The organism is Rhodoferax sp., from assembly GCF_037143375.1.
Taxonomy (GTDB): Bacteria; Pseudomonadota; Gammaproteobacteria; order Burkholderiales; family Burkholderiaceae_C; genus Rhodoferax.
The window spans coordinates 1-17,886 of sequence record NZ_JBAWYV010000066.1 but is presented as its reverse complement, the minus strand read 5'-3'; the positions used below and the strand labels follow the sequence as shown (position 1 = coordinate 17,886).

Here is a 17,886-nt window from a genome sequence, read left to right as displayed (position 1 = left end):
GCTGCTGCAAGCGCATCGATTGATCTGGCTTCAGGGCGTGCAGCATCAGGCTGAAAGTAGTAACCACTTGGCCCGCGACCTGCATGCTGTGGCGCTTGCCGCAGACCCGCTCGCCCCCCACGCCCAACACCGCCAACTCTTGCTCTACCGAGGCCATCAAGGTCACTTCGTCGGCACTCTCGGCAGCCACTTTGTAGGCATACAAGGTGGCGTGCGGTTGTAGTTCGCGTCGGTGCGCCGACCCCAGGTGCAGCGGGTGGCCATCCACCACCAGGTCAAGCCCCGCCAAAGCCAGCAGCGCGTCAGCGCGTGGCGAGTCCACCCGCACCAGCAGGTTGGACCGTTTGGACAACAAGGCCAACGCGTCAAGGCCTGGCACCAGTTTGATGGGGTGAATGGCGGCCTGTGCGTCGGTGGCCAGCCAGGGCCAGTGCGCGCACAAGGCCTGCTTAAGGGCCTGCGCATGGTCGCGTGGCAAGGCGTGACCGGTGATCGGGAAAACCACGTCCGCCACTGAGTTGTCCAATGCCAGCGCCAGGTTCATGTTGGCTCCTGCACCGGCGTCTGAGCGTCAGGTTGAGCTTCAGAGGGGGGTTGGGTTTGCGCCCAGCGCAGCAAAGCCTCGCCCCACAAGCGTGCCGACTGGGGGTCCATCTCGAACACCGTAAAGCGGCTTTTCTCGCGGATGCGCGTGCGCAGCAGGCTCATGCCGCCACTGTCGTAGTCCAGTTGCTGCAATTCGATCACCTGTCCGCCCAGCGGGATGGTGAATTTTTCAAGCGGTGTAAGGGTGGTCATAGGGTTTGCCGTGTTAGCTGCTATTGGGCGCAATGTCGCCCCCTGTCGTCTATCACCGGGAGGGGTGGGCTTATATAGCCCTAATGGGTAGCACGCCATAAGCAACGAGGGTGATAGCGCGCAGGGGCCCTCGGCCCGTAATATTTACCCCAGAGTTGAGACCAGCGACCGCCCTCAGAGGCAAACCCTCGACAAGCCCCGTTTGACAGTTCAGCCCAACCCGCACGCACCCTGACAGGAGACACATGATGAGCAAGAAACAACACGACACCCCCATGCTCGACCAGCTCGAAGCTGGCCCGTGGCCCAGTTTTGTCACCGGGCTCAAACGCCTGGCCAAAGACAGCGACTACATGACTGACCTGATGGGTCAGCTGGAGCACTCCTACAAAACCCGCAAGGGCTACTGGAAGGGCGGCACCGTGGGCGTGTTTGGCTACGGCGGCGGCGTGATTCCCCGCTTCTCCGAAGTGGCCGACATGTTTCCGGCCTCCAAAGAGTTCCACACTTTGCGCATTCAACCCCCGGCGGGCATGCACTACAACACCGATGTGCTGCGCAAAATGTGCGACATCTGGGAAGAGCACGGCTCCGGCCTGATTGCATTCCACGGCCAGTCGGGCGACATCATGTTTCAGGGCGCCAGCACCGCCAACGTGCAAGGCGCCTTTGACGAACTGAACGAGTTGGGCTTTGACCTCGGTGGCGCAGGCCCGGCGGTGCGTACCAGCATGTCATGTGTCGGTGCCGCACGCTGCGAACAATCGTGTTTTGACGAAGGCCGGGCGCACCGCCAGGTCATCAACACTTTCCTGGACGACATGCACCGCCCGGCGTTGCCGTACAAGTTCAAGTTCAAGTTCTCGGGTTGCCCCAACGACTGCATGAACTCCATCCAGCGCGCCGACATGGCCGTGATTGGTACCTGGCGCGACAACATGCGCACCGACGAGCCGCTGGCACGCAAGTGGTTCGCCAAACATGGTTTGACCGAACTGGTGAACGACGTCGTCACCCGCTGCCCGACCAAGGCCATCATGCTGAAGGAAACGAAAGACGTTTCCAAGGGCGACAAGATCACCAGCGTGGCAATCAACGATACCCAGTCGCTCGAGATTGACAATTCCAACTGCGTGCGCTGCATGCATTGCATCAACGTCATGACCGGCGCCCTGGCCACCGGTACCGACAAAGGCGTCACGATTCTGATGGGCGGCAAGCGCACGCTCAAGATCGGCGACCTGATGGGCACGGTCGTCACCCCGTTCATGCCGATGAAAACCGACGAGGACTACCAGGCACTGGTGGAACTGGCGCAGAAATCGATCGACTTCTTTGCCGAAAACGCGCTGGAGCACGAGCGAACCGGCGAAATGATCGAGCGCATTGGCCTGGTCAACTTCCTAGAAGGCATTGGCCTGGAGATTGACGCCAACATGGTGTCGACACCGCGCACCAACCCCTACGTCCGCACCGATGGCTGGGACGACGAAGTCGCCAAGATCAACGCCCGCAAAGCGGCCTGAAAACCAAATACCAAGGAAGACCACCATGGCAACTATGCGTTCCCCCATTGAAAGCGGCGTACCTGACAACAAGCAGTTCCTGCATCCCCAGATGCTCAAGAACTACGGCAACTGGAAATACCACGACCGGCCACGCCCCGGTGTGCTGCACCACGTGTCACACACCGGCGACGAAATCTGGACCGTGCGTGCCGGCACGCAGCGCCAGATGGACCTCTTCACCATCCGCAAGCTGTGCGACATTGCCGACACCTATGCCGAAGGGCATGTGCGCTTCACCATTCGCTCCAACATCGAGTTCATGGTGTCGGACCCGCTCAAGGTAGACCCGCTGATTGAGTCCCTGACCCAAAGCGGCTTCCCCGTAGGCGGTACCGGCAACTCGGTGTCGGCCATTGCGCACACCCAGGGCTGGCTGCACTGCGACATTCCGGGCACCGATGCCTCGGGCGCTGTCAAGGCCTTGATGGATGACCTGCATGCCGAGTTCATCCAGGAAGAAATGCCGAACCGGGTGCACCTGTCCACCTCCTGCTGCGAGATCAATTGCGGCGGCCAGGCAGACATCGCCATCATCATCCAGCACACCAAGCCGCCCAAGATCAACCACGATCTGGTGGCCAACATGTGCGAGCGCCCGACCGTGGTGGCGCGTTGCCCGGTGGCCGCCATCCGGCCTGCCATGGTCAATGGCAAACCGTCGCTGGAAATTGACGAGGCCAAGTGCATGTGCTGCGGCGCCTGCTACCCACCCTGCCCACCGATGCAGATCAATGACCCCGAACACAGCAAGCTGGCGATCTGGGTCGGCGGCAAGAACTCCAATGCCCGTGGCAAACCTACCTTCATGAAGATGGTGGCGTCCGGCCTGCCCAACAACCCACCACGCTGGCCCGAAGTGTCGGCCATGGTCAAGAAGATTTTGTACACCTACAAGGAAGACGCCCGCTCCTGGGAGCGGGTGGCCGACTGGATCGAGCGCATCGGCTGGCCTGCCTTCTTTGAGAAGTGCGACCTGCCCTTCACCAAGTACCTGATTGACGACTGGCGCGGCTCGCGCTCCAGCCTCAATGCGTCGACCCACATCCGGTTCTGACCCCAACTGACTAGAGAAAAAAATATGAAATTCGGATTACTTGTCAGTGAAGGTCCCTACACGCACCAGGCGTCAGACACCGCCTACCAGTTCGTGGTGGCGGCCCTGGCCAAAGGCCATGAGATCCAGCGCGTGTTTTTTTACCACGATGGCGTTAACAACGCGACCCGGCTCACCGAGCCGCCGCAAGACGACCGCCATGTGGTGAACCGCTGGTCGGCGCTGGCCGCCAGCAACAAGGTGGACCTGGTGGTGTGCGTGGCGGCGGCGCTGCGCCGCGGCATCAAGGAAGAAGTACTGGCCCCCGGGTTTCGCATCTCGGGCTTGGGCCAACTGGTGGACAGCGGGATCAAGGCCGACCGCCTGGTCACGTTTGGCGATTAATCGACGATACAAGAGACACCTGACATGAGCGAACAACCAACACCCCAAGCCAGCGGCCCCAAAGTGAAGAAATTCATGTTTGTGAACCGCAAGGCACCCTACGGCACCATTTACGCACTGGAAAGCCTGGAGGTGGTCCTGATCACCGCCACCTTCGACCAGGACGTGAGCCTGGTCTTTATTGACGACGGCGTTTACGAGTTGGTCAAGGGCCAGCAGACCAAGGGCATTGGCATCAAAAACTTCTCGCCCAGCTACCGCGCACTGGAAGGCTACGACGTCGAAAAACTCTTTGTCGACCAGGACTCACTGGACCAGCGCGGCCTGACCGAGGCCGACCTGCTCGTGCCCGTAGAGGTGCTTGACGCCCAGCAAATGGGGCAACTCATGGCGCAACAGGACGTGATCCTGAGCTTCTGACACCAAGGAAACCACTATGTTGCACATCGTCAATAAATCACCTTTTCAAACCAGCACGCTCGACACCTGTCTGCGCATGGCGCAACCGGGTCACGCCCTGCTGCTGATCGAAGACGGCATTTATGCCGCCACTGTGGGCAGCGCCATGGAAGCCAAATTGCGCGCCGCCTGCGCCACCCTCAAGGTCTATGCCTTGCAGCCCGACATGGATGCCCGCGGCGTCACGGGCAAGCTGATCGACGGCATCACGCTGGTCGACTACCCCGGTTTTGTCGACCTGACGGTGGAACACACCACCTCGAATTCCTGGCTGTAAAGCCCCCATTTTTTACCCCCTCATATATTTGGAGAACAACATGAGCTTTGAAATCAACGGTGTTAACTACGAAACCGACGAAGAAGGTTTTCTTTTGAACCTGGCCGAGTGGACCACTGAGGCTGCCGTGCACCTGGCCGAAGAAGAAAAAGTACCCCTCACCGACAACCACTGGGAAGTCATCAACTTTCTGCGCGAGTACTACAACGAGTACCAGATTGCACCGGCAGTGCGCGTGCTGACCAAGGCCATCGGCAAGAAGTTCGGCGAGGAAAAAGGCAATAGCAAATACCTCTACGACTTGTTCCCCTACGGCCCCGCCAAGCAGGCGTGCAAGATCGCCGGCCTGCCCAAGCCAACCGGCTGTATCTAACAATTACCGGGCCGGGACATGTCACTGCTCACCATCTTCTACTCGGTTCTTTTTTACGTCGCCACGGCGGTGTTCGTCATCGGACTGACGCGTAAGATTCGCAGCTATGCCAAAACCCCGGCGCCGTTAAAAATCCCCACCACCCCGGCCCCTACCACGATGGGCGGCGTGCGCTTGCGCATGGCCCGCGAGGTGGTGCTTTTCGAGAGCCTGTTCAAGGCCAGCAAATGGACCTGGCTCTTCGGCTGGGCCTTTCATGTCACGCTGCTCCTTGTGGTGCTGCGCCACCTGCGCTACTTTCAGGAACCCGTGTGGTTTCCCATAGTGCTGGTGCAACCTTTTGGCACCTATGCCGGCATCGTCATGGTGGCTGCGCTGGGGGGCTTGTGGGCACGCCGCTGGTGGGTTGACCGCGTGCGCTACATCTCAACCCCTTCAGATCATTTGATGCTGGCCCTGCTCATCGCCATTGGCATGACTGGTTTGGCCATGCGTTTTGTCGCCCACACCGACATCGTGGCCGTGAAGACTTTTATGCTGGGTTTGATGCGGCTCAGCTGGCAGCCACTGCCATCAGACCCGGTGCTGCTGGTGCACCTGGCGCTGGTGGCTTTGCTCATAATCATTTTCCCCATCAGCAAACTGCTGCATGCACCCGGTCTGTTCTTCAGCCCCACCCGCAACCAGGCGGATAACCCGCGCGAGGTGCGGCATATCTCGGCCTGGGCTGCCGCGCTGGACAAACAACCTTAAGCACCCTACACACCATGGCAACAGCAGCTTTCGAAACCCCCAAGCTCAAGAGCTACCCGGTCATTCCGCTGGTGCAGGTCGGGAGCATGTCGCACCTGAAGCCTTTTGTGGCGAGCGGGCCGATTCAAAAAGCGCTCGGTTTCCCCGAAGCGCTGGTGGATGACTGGCAGGAAAAAGCCATCGCCAAAATGGGCGAAATGCTGGGCAAATACCGCTCGCTGCAGGTCTACATGGATGCCTGCGTGCATTGCGGGGCCTGCTCTGACAAATGCCATTATTTTCTGGGCACCGGCGACCCCAAGAACATGCCGGTAGCACGTCAGGATTTGATGCGCAAGGTCTACCGTCGCTACTTCACCTTTGCCGGTAAAAACTTCCCGAAACTCGTTGGTGCGGTCGACCTGACGCGTGAAGTGCTCGACGAGTGGTACAGCTACTTCAACCAGTGTTCCGAATGCCGCCGCTGCTCGGTGTTCTGCCCCTATGGCATTGACACCGCCGAGGTCACCATGGCGGCCCGCGAGATCATGGCCTCGATCGGCATGGGTCAAAAGTATTCCAACGAAATCATTGGCAAGGTGCACCGCATCGGCAACAACCTGGGTATTCCCGGCCCGGCGCTGGTCAACACCCTGGAAGGCCTGGAAGAAGACACCAAGGACGAGACCGGGCTGGACATCAAGTTTCCGCTCGATGTGAAAGGCGCTGAGGTCTTGCTGATCACGCCTTCGGCCGATTTCTTTTCCGAGCCGCACGTGGAAAGCCTGATTGGTTATGCCAAGGTATTTCATGCCGCCGGCATCAGCTGGACGCTGAGTTCTCACGCTTCCGAGGCTGGCAACTTTGGCATGTTCATTGGCAACTACGAACAGATGCGCAATATTTCGCTGCGGGTGCGCGAAGCCGCGATTGAACTGGGCGTGCGGCGCATCGTGGTCGGTGAGTGCGGTCATGCCTGGCGGGTGGCCTACAGTTTCTGGAACACCTTGATCGGCCCCTTTAATTACCTCGATCAACGCTACCCGATCCCGCAGCACATCTGCGAGTTCACCGACGATCTGATTCAACGCAAAGCGATCAGTTTCGACAAGGAAGCCAACGACCACCGCATCATCACCTTTCATGACTCCTGCAACGTGGCCCGGGCCTCGCGCATGGGCAATATGCCAGGCGGGCAGTTCTTAATTCCTCGTCGCATCATCACGTCGGTAGCCAACCATTTTCATGACATGGCACCCGACACCATTCATGAGGGCACCTTCTGTTGTGGTGGCGGCGGCGGTTTGCTGACCGACGACTTGCTGGAGTTGCGCGTCAAAGGGGCAATGCCCCGCATGGAAGCCTTGAAGAATGTGGTGGACGACCACAACGTCAACTTCATGGCCACGATCTGCGCCATTTGCAAAGCGCAATTTACCAAGGTATTGCCCTACTACGGCTTCAACATGAGCATGGTGGGCGGTGTGCATCAACTGGTCAGCAAGGCGATTCGCCTGGGCGACAAATAGCTTACGTCCGCATCCCTCGCTGGCAACCTCATCAATACTAGGAGACTCCAACATGTCCGCACCCTTAGACACCCTTGCCGTCAAGCCCTTAAGCTTTCGCCGCTACAAAGATGGCGAAACCAAGTACAGCACCTGGCAAAAAGAAATCTTTGATGCCGGTCACTCGCACAAGTGCCCGACCTACATTCAGAGCACACCGCCTTGCCAGGGCAGTTGCCCCGCAGGTGAAGACATCCGTGGTTACCTCAATATCGTGCGTGGCATCGAGAAACCGCCGGCCGGCATGGTGTGGCAAGAATATGCCTTTCGCCGCCTGACCGAAGCCAACCCATTTCCCTCGGTCATGGGGCGCGTGTGCCCGGCGCCTTGTGAGTCGGGCTGCAACCGCAACCAACTTGAAGATTTTGTCGGCATCAATTCGGTAGAGCATTTTTTGGGCGACTACGCCATTGCCAACAAGCTGGCCTACCCCAAGCCCACCACCGTGACCGGCAAGACCGTGGCCGTCATCGGCGGCGGCCCCGCCGGCTTGTCGACGGCCTACCAGTTGGCACTCAAGGGCCACGACGTGACATTGTTTGACGAGCGCGCCGAATTGGGCGGCATGATGCGCTACGGCATCCCCGGCTTTAGAACCCCGCGTGATGTGCTGGACGCCGAAATCCAGCGCATTCTGGACCTGGGCGTCAAAACCCGCATGAACTGCCGCATTGGCACCGACATCAGCATGGCGCAAATTCGCGCCGAGTTTGATGCCGTGTTTCTGGGCCTGGGTGCCCAGGCCGGTCGCGCCCTGCCCGTGGCAGGCGCCGACGCCCCCAACTGCGTCACGGCCACCTCATTCCTCAAGGCGTTCAACGACGGTCGCCTGCGCCATGTCGGCAAGCGCGTGGTGGTGGTCGGCGGCGGCGACACGTCAATCGACGTCGCCACGGTGGCACGCCGCCTTGGCCACATTGACAAGGTGCACGAGTCGGACCGCCCGGAGCACGCCATTGCCGGCCATGTGGCACACGATGTGGCAGAGGCTTCGGCCCGCCAAGGCGCTGAAGTGACCTTGACCACCATTTTTGCCATCGACAAAATGCAGGCCACCAAACACGAGGTGGAACACGCCTTGTCGGAAGGAATTTCCATCCGGGGCGGCATGGCTCCGGTCGCGGTGATTCTGGGTGATGATGGTCGTGCCATTGCCCTGCGCATCATGCGCTGCGAGGCCAAAATCGTCGGCGGACGCCTGGAGATCAAAAACATCGAAGGCACCGAGGAAGACATCCCGGCTGACCTGATCGTCTCAGCCATTGGCCAGGCAGTGGATTTCACCGGGCTGGAAGAATTCAACAATGGCAAAGGCGCCATCAACAACGACAAGAACTACCAGGTGCAAGGGCAGCCCGGCTTCTTTGTTGGCGGCGACGTGGTGCGACCCCATTTGTTGACCACCGCGATTGGCCACGGCGCCATTGCCGCCGATGGCATTGACCGATTCCTGCACAGCGAAGCGCTGGAGAAACGTCCCAAGATCGATGTTCATGCCTTCGATATGAAACGCAAGATGCTGGAAAAAGGCCTGGCCTTCAGTGAAGTGCACGAGCCCATTCGCGGCACCGACAAGAGCACGGCCGCGATCCACAACTTTGACAACCGCTCGGACCGCTATGTGATCTCGCACAAGGAATTGTTCCTCGGTCACTTTCCGTTTGTGGCGCGCAACCGGCGCGGCATTGTGTCGCTCACGGCCGAGCAGGCGCTGGACAATTTCGAGGAACGCCTGCAACCGTTGCTGCAAGCGCAAGCTATCGCCGAAGCCAAGCGCTGCATGAGTTGCGGCCAGTGTTTTGAGTGCGACAACTGCGTGGTGTATTGCCCGCAGGTGGCGGTATTTAAAGTGCCCAAGGCCAAAGCCACCATCGGGCGCTATGTAGACACTGATTACGCCAAGTGCATTGGCTGTCATATCTGTGCTGATGTATGCCCCACTGGCTACATCCAGATGGGTCTGGGAGACTAGTCTGATGCGACGGTTTTCTGCCATGACATTCGCTACGGTCCGCCAGGTTATCGGCATGGGCTTGCTGCTGGCGCTCAGTCTTACAGCGGTGGCTGACAGCACCCCCGCACCCGCTGCGGCGGGGCGAGTGCCACAACCGGTGATCGAGACGGCCCGGGGTGGCACCTGTGTGGAAGACCCGGCCTTCATGCGGCGCAACCACATGAAACTGCTCAGGCACCAGCGCGACGCGACGGTGCATACGGGCGTACGCAATGCGCCTTACGCGCTGAAAGACTGCATCGCCTGCCACGCCAGTAAAACGACCAACAGTGTGACCGCTTCAGAAACCAATTTTTGTACGAGCTGTCATTCCTATGCAGCGGTCAGCATCGACTGCTTTGAGTGCCATTCCAACAAGCCACAGGTCAAGCCATGAGCGATCCCAAACCCCTTGATTCTCAAAAAGAGTCGGCCCGCGTTGCAGCCAGGCGCGGTTTTCTGGGTGTCGCCGCAGCCGGATTGGTCGGCGTCATGCTGGCGCCCGGTATACGGCTGATCGAAATCGCCCAGGCAGCAACCATCGACAAGTCCACACCTGGTGCCAACCCGAAAGTGCGCTGGGGTATGTTGATCGACACGACCAAATGCACCCCGGGTTGCACCGATTGTGTCAAAGCCTGCAACACTGAAAATGGCTTGTCGGGCGGCACCAAGAGCACGGATACCCAGTGGATTCGCAAGATCGAAATCAAGGAAATACACACCGGCAAAATCCAATCGCTGCCGGTGATGTGCCAGCACTGCGCGGAGCCTCCGTGCGTTGACGTGTGTCCCACGGGGGCTTCCTTCAAACGGGTCGACGGCATCGTGCTGGTGGACAAACACCTGTGCATTGGCTGCCGTTATTGCATGATGGCTTGCCCTTACAAGGCGCGCTCCTTTGTGCATGAACCCATTGACAACCAAAAACCCGACGCACCACGCGGCAAGGGTACCGTCGAATCTTGCACCTTGTGCGTCCACAAAGTGGACCGGGGCGAGTCGCCGGCCTGCGTCAGCGCTTGCTCAGCCGCAGGTCACGGCGCCATGGAATTTGGCGACCTGAACGACTACAACAGCGCGATTTCCAAGCGTATTCGTGACATCCAGTCCACCCAACTGCGTGCTGATCTCAAGGTAGATCCCAGCATTCGTTACCACGGGATATAGAGCATGAAATCTCCTACAGAGACACGAAATTTCTGGCTGCTTGCCCTGTTGGGCGGCCTTGTCAGCGCCATAGGACTGGGTGCAGCACACTATATGGAATTGCATGGACACGTGGTGACCGGCATGAACAACCAGGTGGTGTGGGGGATACCCCATGTATTTGCCATCTTCATGATCGTGGCGGCCTCCGGTGTTCTCAATGTGGCGTCCATCGGCTCGGTGTTTGGCCAAACAGACTACAAGCCGCGTGCGCCTTTGTCGGGACTGTTGAGCATCGCCTTGCTCATGGGCGGCCTGATGGTACTGATGCTTGATCTGGGGCGCCCGGACCGGGTGATTGTGGCGGCAACCAATTTCAACCCCACATCGGTGTTCGCATGGAACGTGGTGTTGTACTCGGGCATGGTGGGCATTGTTGCCGTGTATCTTTTTACGATGCTTGAGCGACGCTTCAACCACTTTTCCAAGACGGTTGGACTGGCGGCGCTGGTGTGGCGTTTTATCCTGACCACCGGCACCGGGTCCATCTTTGCCTTCCTGGTGGCACGCCAGGCTTACCAGTCTGCCTTATTGGCACCCCTCTTCATTGTTCTCTCATTCGGTTGGGGCTTGGCGGTATTTTTACTGACGCAGTCTTCCATGTTTGCCTGGACCAACCGTCATTTGACACCTCACATTGAACGCCGTATGGCGCGCCTGCTGGGTGTTTTCATTGCTGCGGCGCTGTATCTTGTTGCGGTCTATCACCTGACCAATTTGTACTATGCCCGACAAGTCGGGTTTGAAACCTTCATTTTGCTGAATGGTGGCATTTTCCCGCTGCTGTTTTGGCTGGGCTATGTCATTTTTGGGACAGTGATCCCCTTGGTATTGCTGTTTCATCCGGCCCTCATCGGGGAGCGATCAACCGCATTTGCATCGGTGCTGGTGATTGGTGGCGCACTGTGTTGGCTGTTCGTCTTCATCATAGGAGGCCAGTCTTTCCCCCTTGAGATATTCCCGGGCTACGTGGCCACCAGCACCTTTGCTGACGGCCAGATTGCGCACTATGCACCCTCACTGCCGGAGTTGTTACTGGGTGTGGGTGGTATCGGCGTTGCGTTCCTGCTCACCATTATTGGCATCCGTGTCTTGAACTACATGCCCCCTGATGACTATATTGTTCACAAATCCTGATCATGAACAAATTGCTGATTTCTGCTGCCCACAAATCCTCCGGTAAGACGACAGTCACCGTCGGCTTGTGCGCCGCATTGACGGCGCAAGGCTTGAGGGTTCAGCCCTTTAAAAAAGGGCCTGACTATATTGACCCGATGTGGCTGGGCCAGGCCAGCGGACGCGCCTGTTTCAACCTCGATCCTTACCTGATGACGCCTGAGCAGATCAACGACTGCTTCACGCGCCACTCGGTTGGCGCTGACATCAGCATCGTGGAAGGCAACAAGGGGCTCTACGACGGCCTGGCACTCGACGGCAGCAACAGCAATGCAGCACTGGCGCATTTACTCGAACTCCCGGTGGTGCTGGTGCTGGACGCCCGTGGCATGACGCGTGGCATTGCGCCGTTGATCCTGGGTTACCAGGCGTTTGATGCGCGAATCCGCATCGCTGGCGTCATCCTGAACCAGTTGGGCGGTGCCCGCCACGAATCAAAATTGCGCGCTGTCATTGAGCACTACACCGATGTGCAGGTGTTGGGCGCCATCGCCCACGACCCGCGACTGGCCGTGGTGGAGCGCCATTTGGGGCTGATGCCCAACCATGAGCTCGACGACGCTGCCCAGCGCGTGCGCGCCATGGGCGATCTGATTGCATCGCAGGTTGACTTGTCGCGCATCGTGCAGATTGCGCAAATTTCTGCACCACATCCAAAGACCACAACGACCCCTACACCAAGCATTCAAGCACCAGAACTACCCCGCGTTCGCATCGGCTTGGCACGTGACAAGGCGTTTGGCTTTTACTACCCCGACGACCTGCTGGCACTTGAGCAAGCCGGGGCCGAAATCGTTCCGTTTGACACCTTGAATGACCCCTGCCTGCCAGCAATAGACGGCCTGTTTATCGGCGGCGGCTTTCCTGAAATGTTCATGCCCGAGTTACAAGCCAACACCTCGATGCGCAGCAGCATCAAAGCAGCCATCGAAGCCGACCTGCCGGTGTATGCCGAGTGCGGGGGCCTGATGTACCTCGCGCGCAAACTGCGCTGGAAAGACGAAGAATACGACATGGTGGGCGCCCTGCCCGCCGATGTGCTGATGCACGAGCGCCCAGTGGGTCGTGGCTATGTGGCGCTGGAAACCACCGCTGATGCGACCTGGATGTCGTCCGGCCAAGAAAAAAAACAAGTGCTGCGTGGGCATGAGTTTCACTACTCCAGCCTGGAAAATGTGGACCCTGATCTGAAGTTTGCCTACCGTGTGAAACGGGGCCACGGTGTGGACGGCCAGCACGACGGCGTCGTTTACCGCCAGGTGCTTGCCTCCTATGCCCATCTGCGCAGTGGTGCGGGTTCTGATTGGGCGCCGCAGTTTGTGAACTTTGTGCGGGCTCAGTGCAGCGCCAAGCAATCACAAGCTCAACCCAGCGTTAGAACGGTGCAGGTCAACGGCAAACCGATTGCCACCGATACCGAGGGCTACCTGAGAAACATTGACGAGTGGTCTGAAGAATTTGCATTGGCCCAGGCCCAATCCGAGTACCTGGAATTGACCGAAGCGCATTGGCAGGTCATTGCCTATTTACGCGCCTATTTTGAGGAGCACCGGGTGCAAGCCCAAGTGCGCGCCATGATTTGGCATTTCGCCAAAGCGTGGGGACCTGAGCTTGGCAACAACCACCACCTGCATGAGCTTTTTCCTATCGGTGGTCCTCAAAAACAAGGCAACCGCCTGGCGGGTCTATTGAAGACCAAGGGCGAACATTAACCCAACCCCACAGAACACAGGAGCACTTTATGTTTGCATTAACCCCCGCCGCTGCCCGGCAAATTCACGTCACCGCGAACGACTCGGGTGCTCAGGAAATGGCCTTGCGCATCGCCGCCCGGATCGGACCTGACGGCACCATGGAATTCGGCATGGGCTTTGACGACCCCAAAGATGAAGACATGAAGCTCGACCTGGATGGCATCGCTGTCGTCATAGCCGATGACTCGCAGGTGCTACTGGCCGACACCGTGTTGGACTATGTGGAACTCAACCCCGGCGAATTCAACTTTATTTTCATGGATGCCGCCTCATCATCCTGTGCTACCGAGCCTGGGGCCTCTGGCGGTGGCGGCTGTGGCAGCGGAGGCTGCGGTGGTGGCGGCTGCGGCAGCAAAGGGCGGTCCCATTGAAAGCCGATGTGAAACCCCCATTTCCTCGCACCGGCTGCGTCTACCTGGTAGGTGCCGGCCCCGGCGACGCAGAACTCATGACGCTGCGCGCGGTGCGGTTGCTGCGCCAAGCTGATGTGGTGGTGTATGACAACCTGGTGTCGAAGGACGTGCTGGACTTTGTCCCACCCGAGGCCGAGCGAATCTATGCCGGCAAACGCCGCAACGAACACACCCTGCGCCAGGAGCAAATCAACGCCCTGCTCGTCAAACTGGCGCAAGAAGGCAAGCAAGTGGTGCGCCTCAAGGGCGGCGACCCTTTCATCTTCGGGCGGGGTGGCGAAGAACTGCAAACCCTGGCTGCGCACGGCGTGGCCTTTGAGGTGGTGCCGGGCGTGACCGCTGCCTCGGGCGTGTCGAGCTACGCCGGCATTCCCCTCACGCACCGCGATTACGCGCAAAGTTGCCTGTTTGTCACAGGTCACCTGAAAGATGGCACCGCTGACCTGGATTGGCCCAGCCTGGTTCGTCTGCACCAGACGGTGGTGATCTACATGGGCTTGGGGGGCTTGCCCGAGATTTGCCACCAGATGATGGCGCACGGTGCCGACCCAGCTTTGCCCATTGCCGTGGTGCAAGACGGCAGCCTCAGCACCCAGCGCGTCGTGACCGGCACGCTCGCCACGATGCCGGAACGCGTGAAGCAAGCCGGGTTGAAATCACCTTGCTTGACGATCATCGGCGAGGTCGTCAAACTACATGACTCGTTAGCGTGGTTTACCCCGGCCATGGCCGTTACAGCGACCTGAAATCAAGGGGCAACCAGGGAGGAATTCTTCATGGATTTTCTGGAATTTGCCCGCGGCCCAGCGTTGTTTTTTGCACTGGGTGTATTTATTCTTGGCACCCTTTGGCGTCTGCTCGCTGTGCTGCAAAGGCCGCGCATGCGCGATCTTTCACCGCCGCGAGAGGGGGCACCCTCGCCCCTCGCCAATGCCTGGCGAATGATTGTTCGTGGCATGTGGCCGCGTAAGGAATTCGGACAGATAGCACTCGTCACCACCGTCAATGGTTACGTTTTTCATATCGGTCTGGCGCTGGTTTTTTTTGGCTACGCGCCGCACATCGCTTTTATCCGGCGCATCACTGGTTTGTCCTGGCCCGCCTTGCCCGACTTGGTGATGTACCTGGCGGCAGGTGCCACCATCGTCACGCTGTTGCTGGCAATGGGCCTGCGCCTGACCCACCCGGTACGCAAGAAAATTTCGAATACCGATGACCACATCAGCTGGTTGCTCACCTTCCTGCCCATGATCACCGGCATGGCGGTGGTGGGGGAGGCCTCGGCCCTCATCCTGGCACGCAACCACGTGATTTACCCCGGCCCCGTGGCCCTGCACCTCTTTACGCTGGAGTTGCTGCTGGTCTGGTTTCCGTTTGGCAAGTTGATGCATGCCTTTTTATTCGCCTTCTCACGCGGCGCGACCGGCATCCGCCTGGGCCACCGGGGAGTCAAGCTATGACGGCCCTCAACACGCCCAAGCCTACGTTTGACCAGCAAGGCGAGCAAACTGATGAGGTCCGCGTTGATGCCGCCCTGCGCAGTTTTGCCACCGAGTTCGGCCGCACCGCGTCGCTGCACATGGATTCCTGCGTGCACTGCGGCCTGTGTGCCCAGGCTTGCCACTTTCACCTGTCCACGGGCGATGCCAAATACACGCCTATTTACAAACTCGAGCCCTTTCGCCGCGCCTATTTTCGCGAAGCCAGTCCATTTGCGCCTTTGGTGCGCGCCCTTGGTCTGGTCAAGAAACCCAGCATTGCCGACTTGCAAAACTGGCAGGAGTTGCTCTACGACTCCTGCACTATGTGTGGTCGCTGCACCCTGGCCTGCCCCATGGGCATTGACATTGCTGAGCTGGTCAAAGAAGCCCGCCACGGCATGTTCAAGGCTGGACTGGTGCCGGAGCGTTTGGCGCTGATGGACCGCACCGCCCGCCTGTGGGGCAGCACGGCCACACCCGGCGAAGACCTGCCCGACATCCTGGCCGAAGTGGGCCACGAGCATGGCGTCCACATTCCCTGCGATCTGGCGGTAGCCGACATTCTCGTCACGGCCGCCCCCGCCGAATTGGGCGACCACACCAAGGCGCTGGCCGATTGCGCCAAGATTCTCAACCGCATCGGCGCCAAATGGACTATGCACCAGAGCGGCTTTGATGCCGCCAACATCGGCTTCAACAACGGCGATCTGGAACTGCAGGAGCGACTCACGCGCGCGCTCATCGACACCGCCATCAAGATTGGCGCCAAAACCATCCTGCTGCCTGAATGCGGCCATGCTTATGGCGCAGCACGTTGGGAAGCGGCCAAATGGTATGGCGCCGAACTTCCGGTTCGCATCATCCACATGACCGAGTTTTTGGACGAGATCCTGGCCAATGGGCAACTTCGCGTCAAACCCATTGGGGCCACCGCGACTTTTCATGACCCGTGCCAGATCGTACGCCGGGGTGGGCTGGAAGCGGCGGCGCGCCGTGTGCTGGCTGCCCTGGGCTTCGAGTTGATCGAACTCAAGGACCACGGCGTGACCGGGTTTTGCTGTGGCGGCGGTGGCGGCGTGGTGTCCAACGTACGGGCGGCACCCTTGCGTCAAAAAGTATTCGCCATGAAACAGCAGCAAGTAGAAGCCACCGGGGCCAAACACTTTGTGACCAGTTGCGGCCAGTGCCGCATCACGCTGGAAATGGGCGCCAAACAAGCCCACTGGGACCAAGCCACAGAAAGTCTGCTGGAACTGGTGGCAGACAACCTGGCGGATTAGAGCCGCCTCCCGTTCTACGCCACAAAAACCCGCGCCTTGCGCGGCGTCAGCACCAATGTCTCGTTGGTTTTCAGGTCCAACTCGTTGAAGAGTTGCGCCGGAATATGGGCTTCGATGATCTCGCCGCCGCCCGCAGCGATCGCGTCCAGCGGCAGCAGTTCAAGGCGTGCGATGGGCCCCACCACAATGGCACGCGTCAGCTTGGCGACGATGCCGCGCGGCTGGTCGGTTTTATTCAAACCTGGCGTGAAGCGCTGCACCTCTAGATCGTGCGGACGCACATAAGCAAAGGCTTTGGCATCCTGCGCCAAGCTGTGCTCCGGTGTCGCCAGACGCAGACCTTGGTGCTCTTCACCGATGAGCATTTCACCTTCGTGGGCACGGCCATGAAACAGATTCACGTCACCCAAAAAGCCATAGACAAACGGGCTGGCCGGGTGGTCCCAGACGTCTTGTGGTGACCCAATTTGCTCGACCTTGCCGCTGTTCATCAGCACCACGCGGTCGGACACTTCCAGCGCTTCTTCCTGATCGTGGGTCACAAAAATACTGGTGACATGCAAGTCGTCATGCAGACGGCGCAACCAGCGACGCAATTCCTTGCGCACCTTGGCATCAAGCGCCCCAAAAGGCTCATCCAGCAGCAACACCTTGGGCTCGACAGCCAGCGCCCGTGCCAGCGCAATGCGTTGGCGTTGACCCCCGGAGAGTTGCGCCGGGTAGCGGTCCGACAGCCAGTCCAGTTGCACCAGACCCAGCAGTTCATGCACTTTTTGTTTGATCACCGATTCAGACGGGCGCGTGGCGCGTGGCTTCATGCGCAGACCAAAAGCCACGTTGTCAAACACACTCATGTGGCGAAACAAGGCGTAATGCTGGAACACAAAGCCGACGTTGCGTTCACGCACATGGACGTCGGTGGTGTCTTCGCCGCTGAACAGAATGCTGCCGGCGTCCGCAGTTTCCAAACCGGCGATGATGCGCAGCAGGGTTGTTTTGCCGCAGCCGGAAGGTCCTAACAAGGCCACGAGTTCGCCGGAATTAATGTCCAGCGAGACGTCCTTCAGGGCCTGGAACGTACCAAAGTCTTTGCTGATGTTGCGGATTTCTATGCTCATAATTTTCTCAATTAACTTTTGATTTATTCCGCTTCCAGATCGATAGGAGATTAGGCGCAAAGCCGCAGACAGTGCTTTAGCACGGCAAGGCGAAGCAACGACATATCGTATTGATCTGGATGTGGAATCAGACTACGACTCGTTCGGGCGACAACTCGGCCGCCGCTTTCTGATCGCGCTCAAACTGCCACTCGACCACCGACTTGATCACCAGCGTCAACACCGCCAGTAGCGCGAGGAGCGAGGCCA

At 59.2% G+C, this 17,886-nt stretch carries 20 protein-coding genes and 1 pseudogene; 17 read left to right on the top strand and 4 right to left on the bottom strand.

Annotated features, from left to right (window positions below; all coding sequences use genetic code 11):
* Nucleotides 1-544, bottom strand: a 544-nt coding sequence (gene cas6 / locus WCG50_RS11300; protein WP_336899703.1) for a type I-MYXAN CRISPR-associated protein Cas6/Cmx6, incomplete at its 3' end; no start/stop codon positions are given.
* Nucleotides 541-798 carry a hypothetical protein gene (locus WCG50_RS11295; RefSeq protein WP_336899702.1) on the bottom strand — a complete coding sequence of 86 codons (258 nt, stop codon included), beginning with the start codon at nucleotides 796-798 and terminating at the stop codon, nucleotides 541-543. The genes cas6 and WCG50_RS11295, both read right to left, overlap by 4 nt.
* A gap of 248 nt (nucleotides 799-1,046) precedes the next feature.
* On the opposite strand from WCG50_RS11295, the gene dsrA reads away from it, so the two are divergent.
* The 17 genes from dsrA to WCG50_RS11210 are packed head-to-tail and all read left to right on the top strand — an operon-like array spanning nucleotide 1,047 to nucleotide 16,519.
* A complete protein-coding gene (gene dsrA / locus WCG50_RS11290) occupies nucleotides 1,047-2,324 on the top strand; it encodes a dissimilatory-type sulfite reductase subunit alpha (RefSeq protein ID WP_336899701.1) in 1,278 nt (425 codons plus the stop codon).
* A gap of 25 nt (nucleotides 2,325-2,349) precedes the next feature.
* Nucleotides 2,350-3,420 carry a dissimilatory-type sulfite reductase subunit beta gene (gene dsrB, locus WCG50_RS11285; protein WP_336899700.1) on the top strand — a complete coding sequence of 357 codons (1,071 nt, stop codon included), beginning with the start codon at nucleotides 2,350-2,352 and terminating at the stop codon, nucleotides 3,418-3,420.
* A 24-nt stretch (nucleotides 3,421-3,444) separates the two neighbouring features.
* Nucleotides 3,445-3,804 (top strand): sulfurtransferase complex subunit TusD, encoded by a 360-nt coding sequence (gene tusD, locus WCG50_RS11280; RefSeq protein ID WP_336899699.1) that lies wholly within the window; start codon nucleotides 3,445-3,447, stop codon nucleotides 3,802-3,804.
* A gap of 24 nt (nucleotides 3,805-3,828) precedes the next feature.
* Complete coding sequence (gene tusC, locus WCG50_RS11275) at nucleotides 3,829-4,224, top strand: sulfurtransferase complex subunit TusC (protein WP_336899698.1); 396 nt, start codon at nucleotides 3,829-3,831, stop codon at nucleotides 4,222-4,224.
* 16 nt (nucleotides 4,225-4,240) lie between these two features.
* On the top strand, nucleotides 4,241-4,540 hold the full coding sequence (tusB, locus tag WCG50_RS11270; protein WP_336899697.1) for a sulfurtransferase complex subunit TusB: 300 nt from the start codon (nucleotides 4,241-4,243) through the stop codon (nucleotides 4,538-4,540).
* Nucleotides 4,541-4,580: 40 nt separating this feature from the next.
* A complete protein-coding gene (locus tag WCG50_RS11265) occupies nucleotides 4,581-4,913 on the top strand; it encodes a TusE/DsrC/DsvC family sulfur relay protein (protein WP_336899696.1) in 333 nt (110 codons plus the stop codon).
* Between the two features lie 18 nt (nucleotides 4,914-4,931).
* Nucleotides 4,932-5,666: a respiratory nitrate reductase subunit gamma gene (locus WCG50_RS11260; RefSeq protein ID WP_336899695.1), complete on the top strand. Its 735-nt coding sequence runs from the start codon at nucleotides 4,932-4,934 to the stop codon at nucleotides 5,664-5,666.
* 14 nt (nucleotides 5,667-5,680) lie between these two features.
* Complete coding sequence (gene dsrK / locus WCG50_RS11255; protein ID WP_336899694.1) at nucleotides 5,681-7,174, top strand: sulfate reduction electron transfer complex DsrMKJOP subunit DsrK; 1,494 nt, start codon at nucleotides 5,681-5,683, stop codon at nucleotides 7,172-7,174.
* 52 nt (nucleotides 7,175-7,226) lie between these two features.
* Nucleotides 7,227-9,185 carry an NAD(P)-binding protein gene (locus WCG50_RS11250; RefSeq protein ID WP_336899693.1) on the top strand — a complete coding sequence of 653 codons (1,959 nt, stop codon included), beginning with the start codon at nucleotides 7,227-7,229 and terminating at the stop codon, nucleotides 9,183-9,185.
* Nucleotides 9,186-9,189: 4 nt separating this feature from the next.
* Nucleotides 9,190-9,603, top strand: a complete 414-nt coding sequence (locus WCG50_RS11245) for a hypothetical protein (protein ID WP_336899692.1) — start codon at nucleotides 9,190-9,192, stop codon at nucleotides 9,601-9,603.
* The gene (gene dsrO / locus WCG50_RS11240) at nucleotides 9,600-10,376 is read left to right on the top strand and encodes a sulfate reduction electron transfer complex DsrMKJOP subunit DsrO (RefSeq protein ID WP_336899691.1); all 777 of its coding nucleotides are present in this window, start codon (nucleotides 9,600-9,602) and stop codon (nucleotides 10,374-10,376) included. Before WCG50_RS11245 ends, dsrO begins: the two co-directional genes overlap by 4 nt.
* A 3-nt stretch (nucleotides 10,377-10,379) precedes the next feature.
* A complete protein-coding gene (gene nrfD, locus WCG50_RS11235; RefSeq protein WP_336899690.1) occupies nucleotides 10,380-11,552 on the top strand; it encodes an NrfD/PsrC family molybdoenzyme membrane anchor subunit in 1,173 nt (390 codons plus the stop codon).
* A gap of 2 nt (nucleotides 11,553-11,554) precedes the next feature.
* A complete protein-coding gene (locus tag WCG50_RS11230) occupies nucleotides 11,555-13,303 on the top strand; it encodes a cobyrinate a,c-diamide synthase (RefSeq protein ID WP_336899689.1) in 1,749 nt (582 codons plus the stop codon).
* 29 nt (nucleotides 13,304-13,332) lie between these two features.
* Complete coding sequence (locus WCG50_RS11225; RefSeq protein ID WP_336899688.1) at nucleotides 13,333-13,716, top strand: hypothetical protein; 384 nt, start codon at nucleotides 13,333-13,335, stop codon at nucleotides 13,714-13,716.
* 8 nt (nucleotides 13,717-13,724) lie between these two features.
* Nucleotides 13,725-14,504, top strand: a complete 780-nt coding sequence (gene cobA / locus WCG50_RS11220; RefSeq protein WP_336899687.1) for a uroporphyrinogen-III C-methyltransferase — start codon at nucleotides 13,725-13,727, stop codon at nucleotides 14,502-14,504.
* A gap of 30 nt (nucleotides 14,505-14,534) precedes the next feature.
* Nucleotides 14,535-15,218 (top strand): hypothetical protein, encoded by a 684-nt coding sequence (locus WCG50_RS11215; protein WP_336899686.1) that lies wholly within the window; start codon nucleotides 14,535-14,537, stop codon nucleotides 15,216-15,218.
* Nucleotides 15,215-16,519: a (Fe-S)-binding protein gene (locus WCG50_RS11210; protein ID WP_336899685.1), complete on the top strand. Its 1,305-nt coding sequence runs from the start codon at nucleotides 15,215-15,217 to the stop codon at nucleotides 16,517-16,519. Before WCG50_RS11215 ends, WCG50_RS11210 begins: the two co-directional genes overlap by 4 nt.
* Before the next feature lie 14 nt (nucleotides 16,520-16,533).
* Here WCG50_RS11210 and WCG50_RS11205 read toward each other — a convergent pair whose 3' ends face one another.
* A complete protein-coding gene (locus tag WCG50_RS11205; protein WP_336899684.1) occupies nucleotides 16,534-17,637 on the bottom strand; it encodes a sulfate ABC transporter ATP-binding protein in 1,104 nt (367 codons plus the stop codon).
* 127 nt (nucleotides 17,638-17,764) lie between these two features.
* Nucleotides 17,765-17,886, bottom strand: a pseudogene (locus WCG50_RS11200) (sulfate ABC transporter permease subunit CysW); the annotation flags it as partial.

What these genes read in the sequence shown, in the direction of transcription:
- WCG50_RS11250 (WP_336899693.1), top strand. Translation starts at nt 7,227, where the DNA reads ATGTCCGCACCCTTAGACACCCTTGCCGTCAAGCCCTTAAGCTTTCGC.
- WCG50_RS11205 (WP_336899684.1), bottom strand. Translation starts at nt 17,637, where the DNA reads ATGAGCATAGAAATCCGCAACATCAGCAAAGACTTTGGTACGTTCCAG.
- tusC (WP_336899698.1), top strand. Translation starts at nt 3,829, where the DNA reads ATGAGCGAACAACCAACACCCCAAGCCAGCGGCCCCAAAGTGAAGAAA.
- WCG50_RS11230 (WP_336899689.1), top strand. Translation starts at nt 11,555, where the DNA reads ATGAACAAATTGCTGATTTCTGCTGCCCACAAATCCTCCGGTAAGACG.
- WCG50_RS11265 (WP_336899696.1), top strand. Translation starts at nt 4,581, where the DNA reads ATGAGCTTTGAAATCAACGGTGTTAACTACGAAACCGACGAAGAAGGT.
- tusB (WP_336899697.1), top strand. Translation starts at nt 4,241, where the DNA reads ATGTTGCACATCGTCAATAAATCACCTTTTCAAACCAGCACGCTCGAC.
- nrfD (WP_336899690.1), top strand. Translation starts at nt 10,380, where the DNA reads ATGAAATCTCCTACAGAGACACGAAATTTCTGGCTGCTTGCCCTGTTG.
- dsrA (WP_336899701.1), top strand. Translation starts at nt 1,047, where the DNA reads ATGAGCAAGAAACAACACGACACCCCCATGCTCGACCAGCTCGAAGCT.
- WCG50_RS11260 (WP_336899695.1), top strand. Translation starts at nt 4,932, where the DNA reads ATGTCACTGCTCACCATCTTCTACTCGGTTCTTTTTTACGTCGCCACG.
- WCG50_RS11215 (WP_336899686.1), top strand. Translation starts at nt 14,535, where the DNA reads ATGGATTTTCTGGAATTTGCCCGCGGCCCAGCGTTGTTTTTTGCACTG.
- WCG50_RS11295 (WP_336899702.1), bottom strand. Translation starts at nt 798, where the DNA reads ATGACCACCCTTACACCGCTTGAAAAATTCACCATCCCGCTGGGCGGA.
- WCG50_RS11210 (WP_336899685.1), top strand. Translation starts at nt 15,215, where the DNA reads ATGACGGCCCTCAACACGCCCAAGCCTACGTTTGACCAGCAAGGCGAG.
- dsrK (WP_336899694.1), top strand. Translation starts at nt 5,681, where the DNA reads ATGGCAACAGCAGCTTTCGAAACCCCCAAGCTCAAGAGCTACCCGGTC.
- tusD (WP_336899699.1), top strand. Translation starts at nt 3,445, where the DNA reads ATGAAATTCGGATTACTTGTCAGTGAAGGTCCCTACACGCACCAGGCG.
- dsrB (WP_336899700.1), top strand. Translation starts at nt 2,350, where the DNA reads ATGGCAACTATGCGTTCCCCCATTGAAAGCGGCGTACCTGACAACAAG.
- dsrO (WP_336899691.1), top strand. Translation starts at nt 9,600, where the DNA reads ATGAGCGATCCCAAACCCCTTGATTCTCAAAAAGAGTCGGCCCGCGTT.
- WCG50_RS11245 (WP_336899692.1), top strand. Translation starts at nt 9,190, where the DNA reads ATGCGACGGTTTTCTGCCATGACATTCGCTACGGTCCGCCAGGTTATC.
- WCG50_RS11225 (WP_336899688.1), top strand. Translation starts at nt 13,333, where the DNA reads ATGTTTGCATTAACCCCCGCCGCTGCCCGGCAAATTCACGTCACCGCG.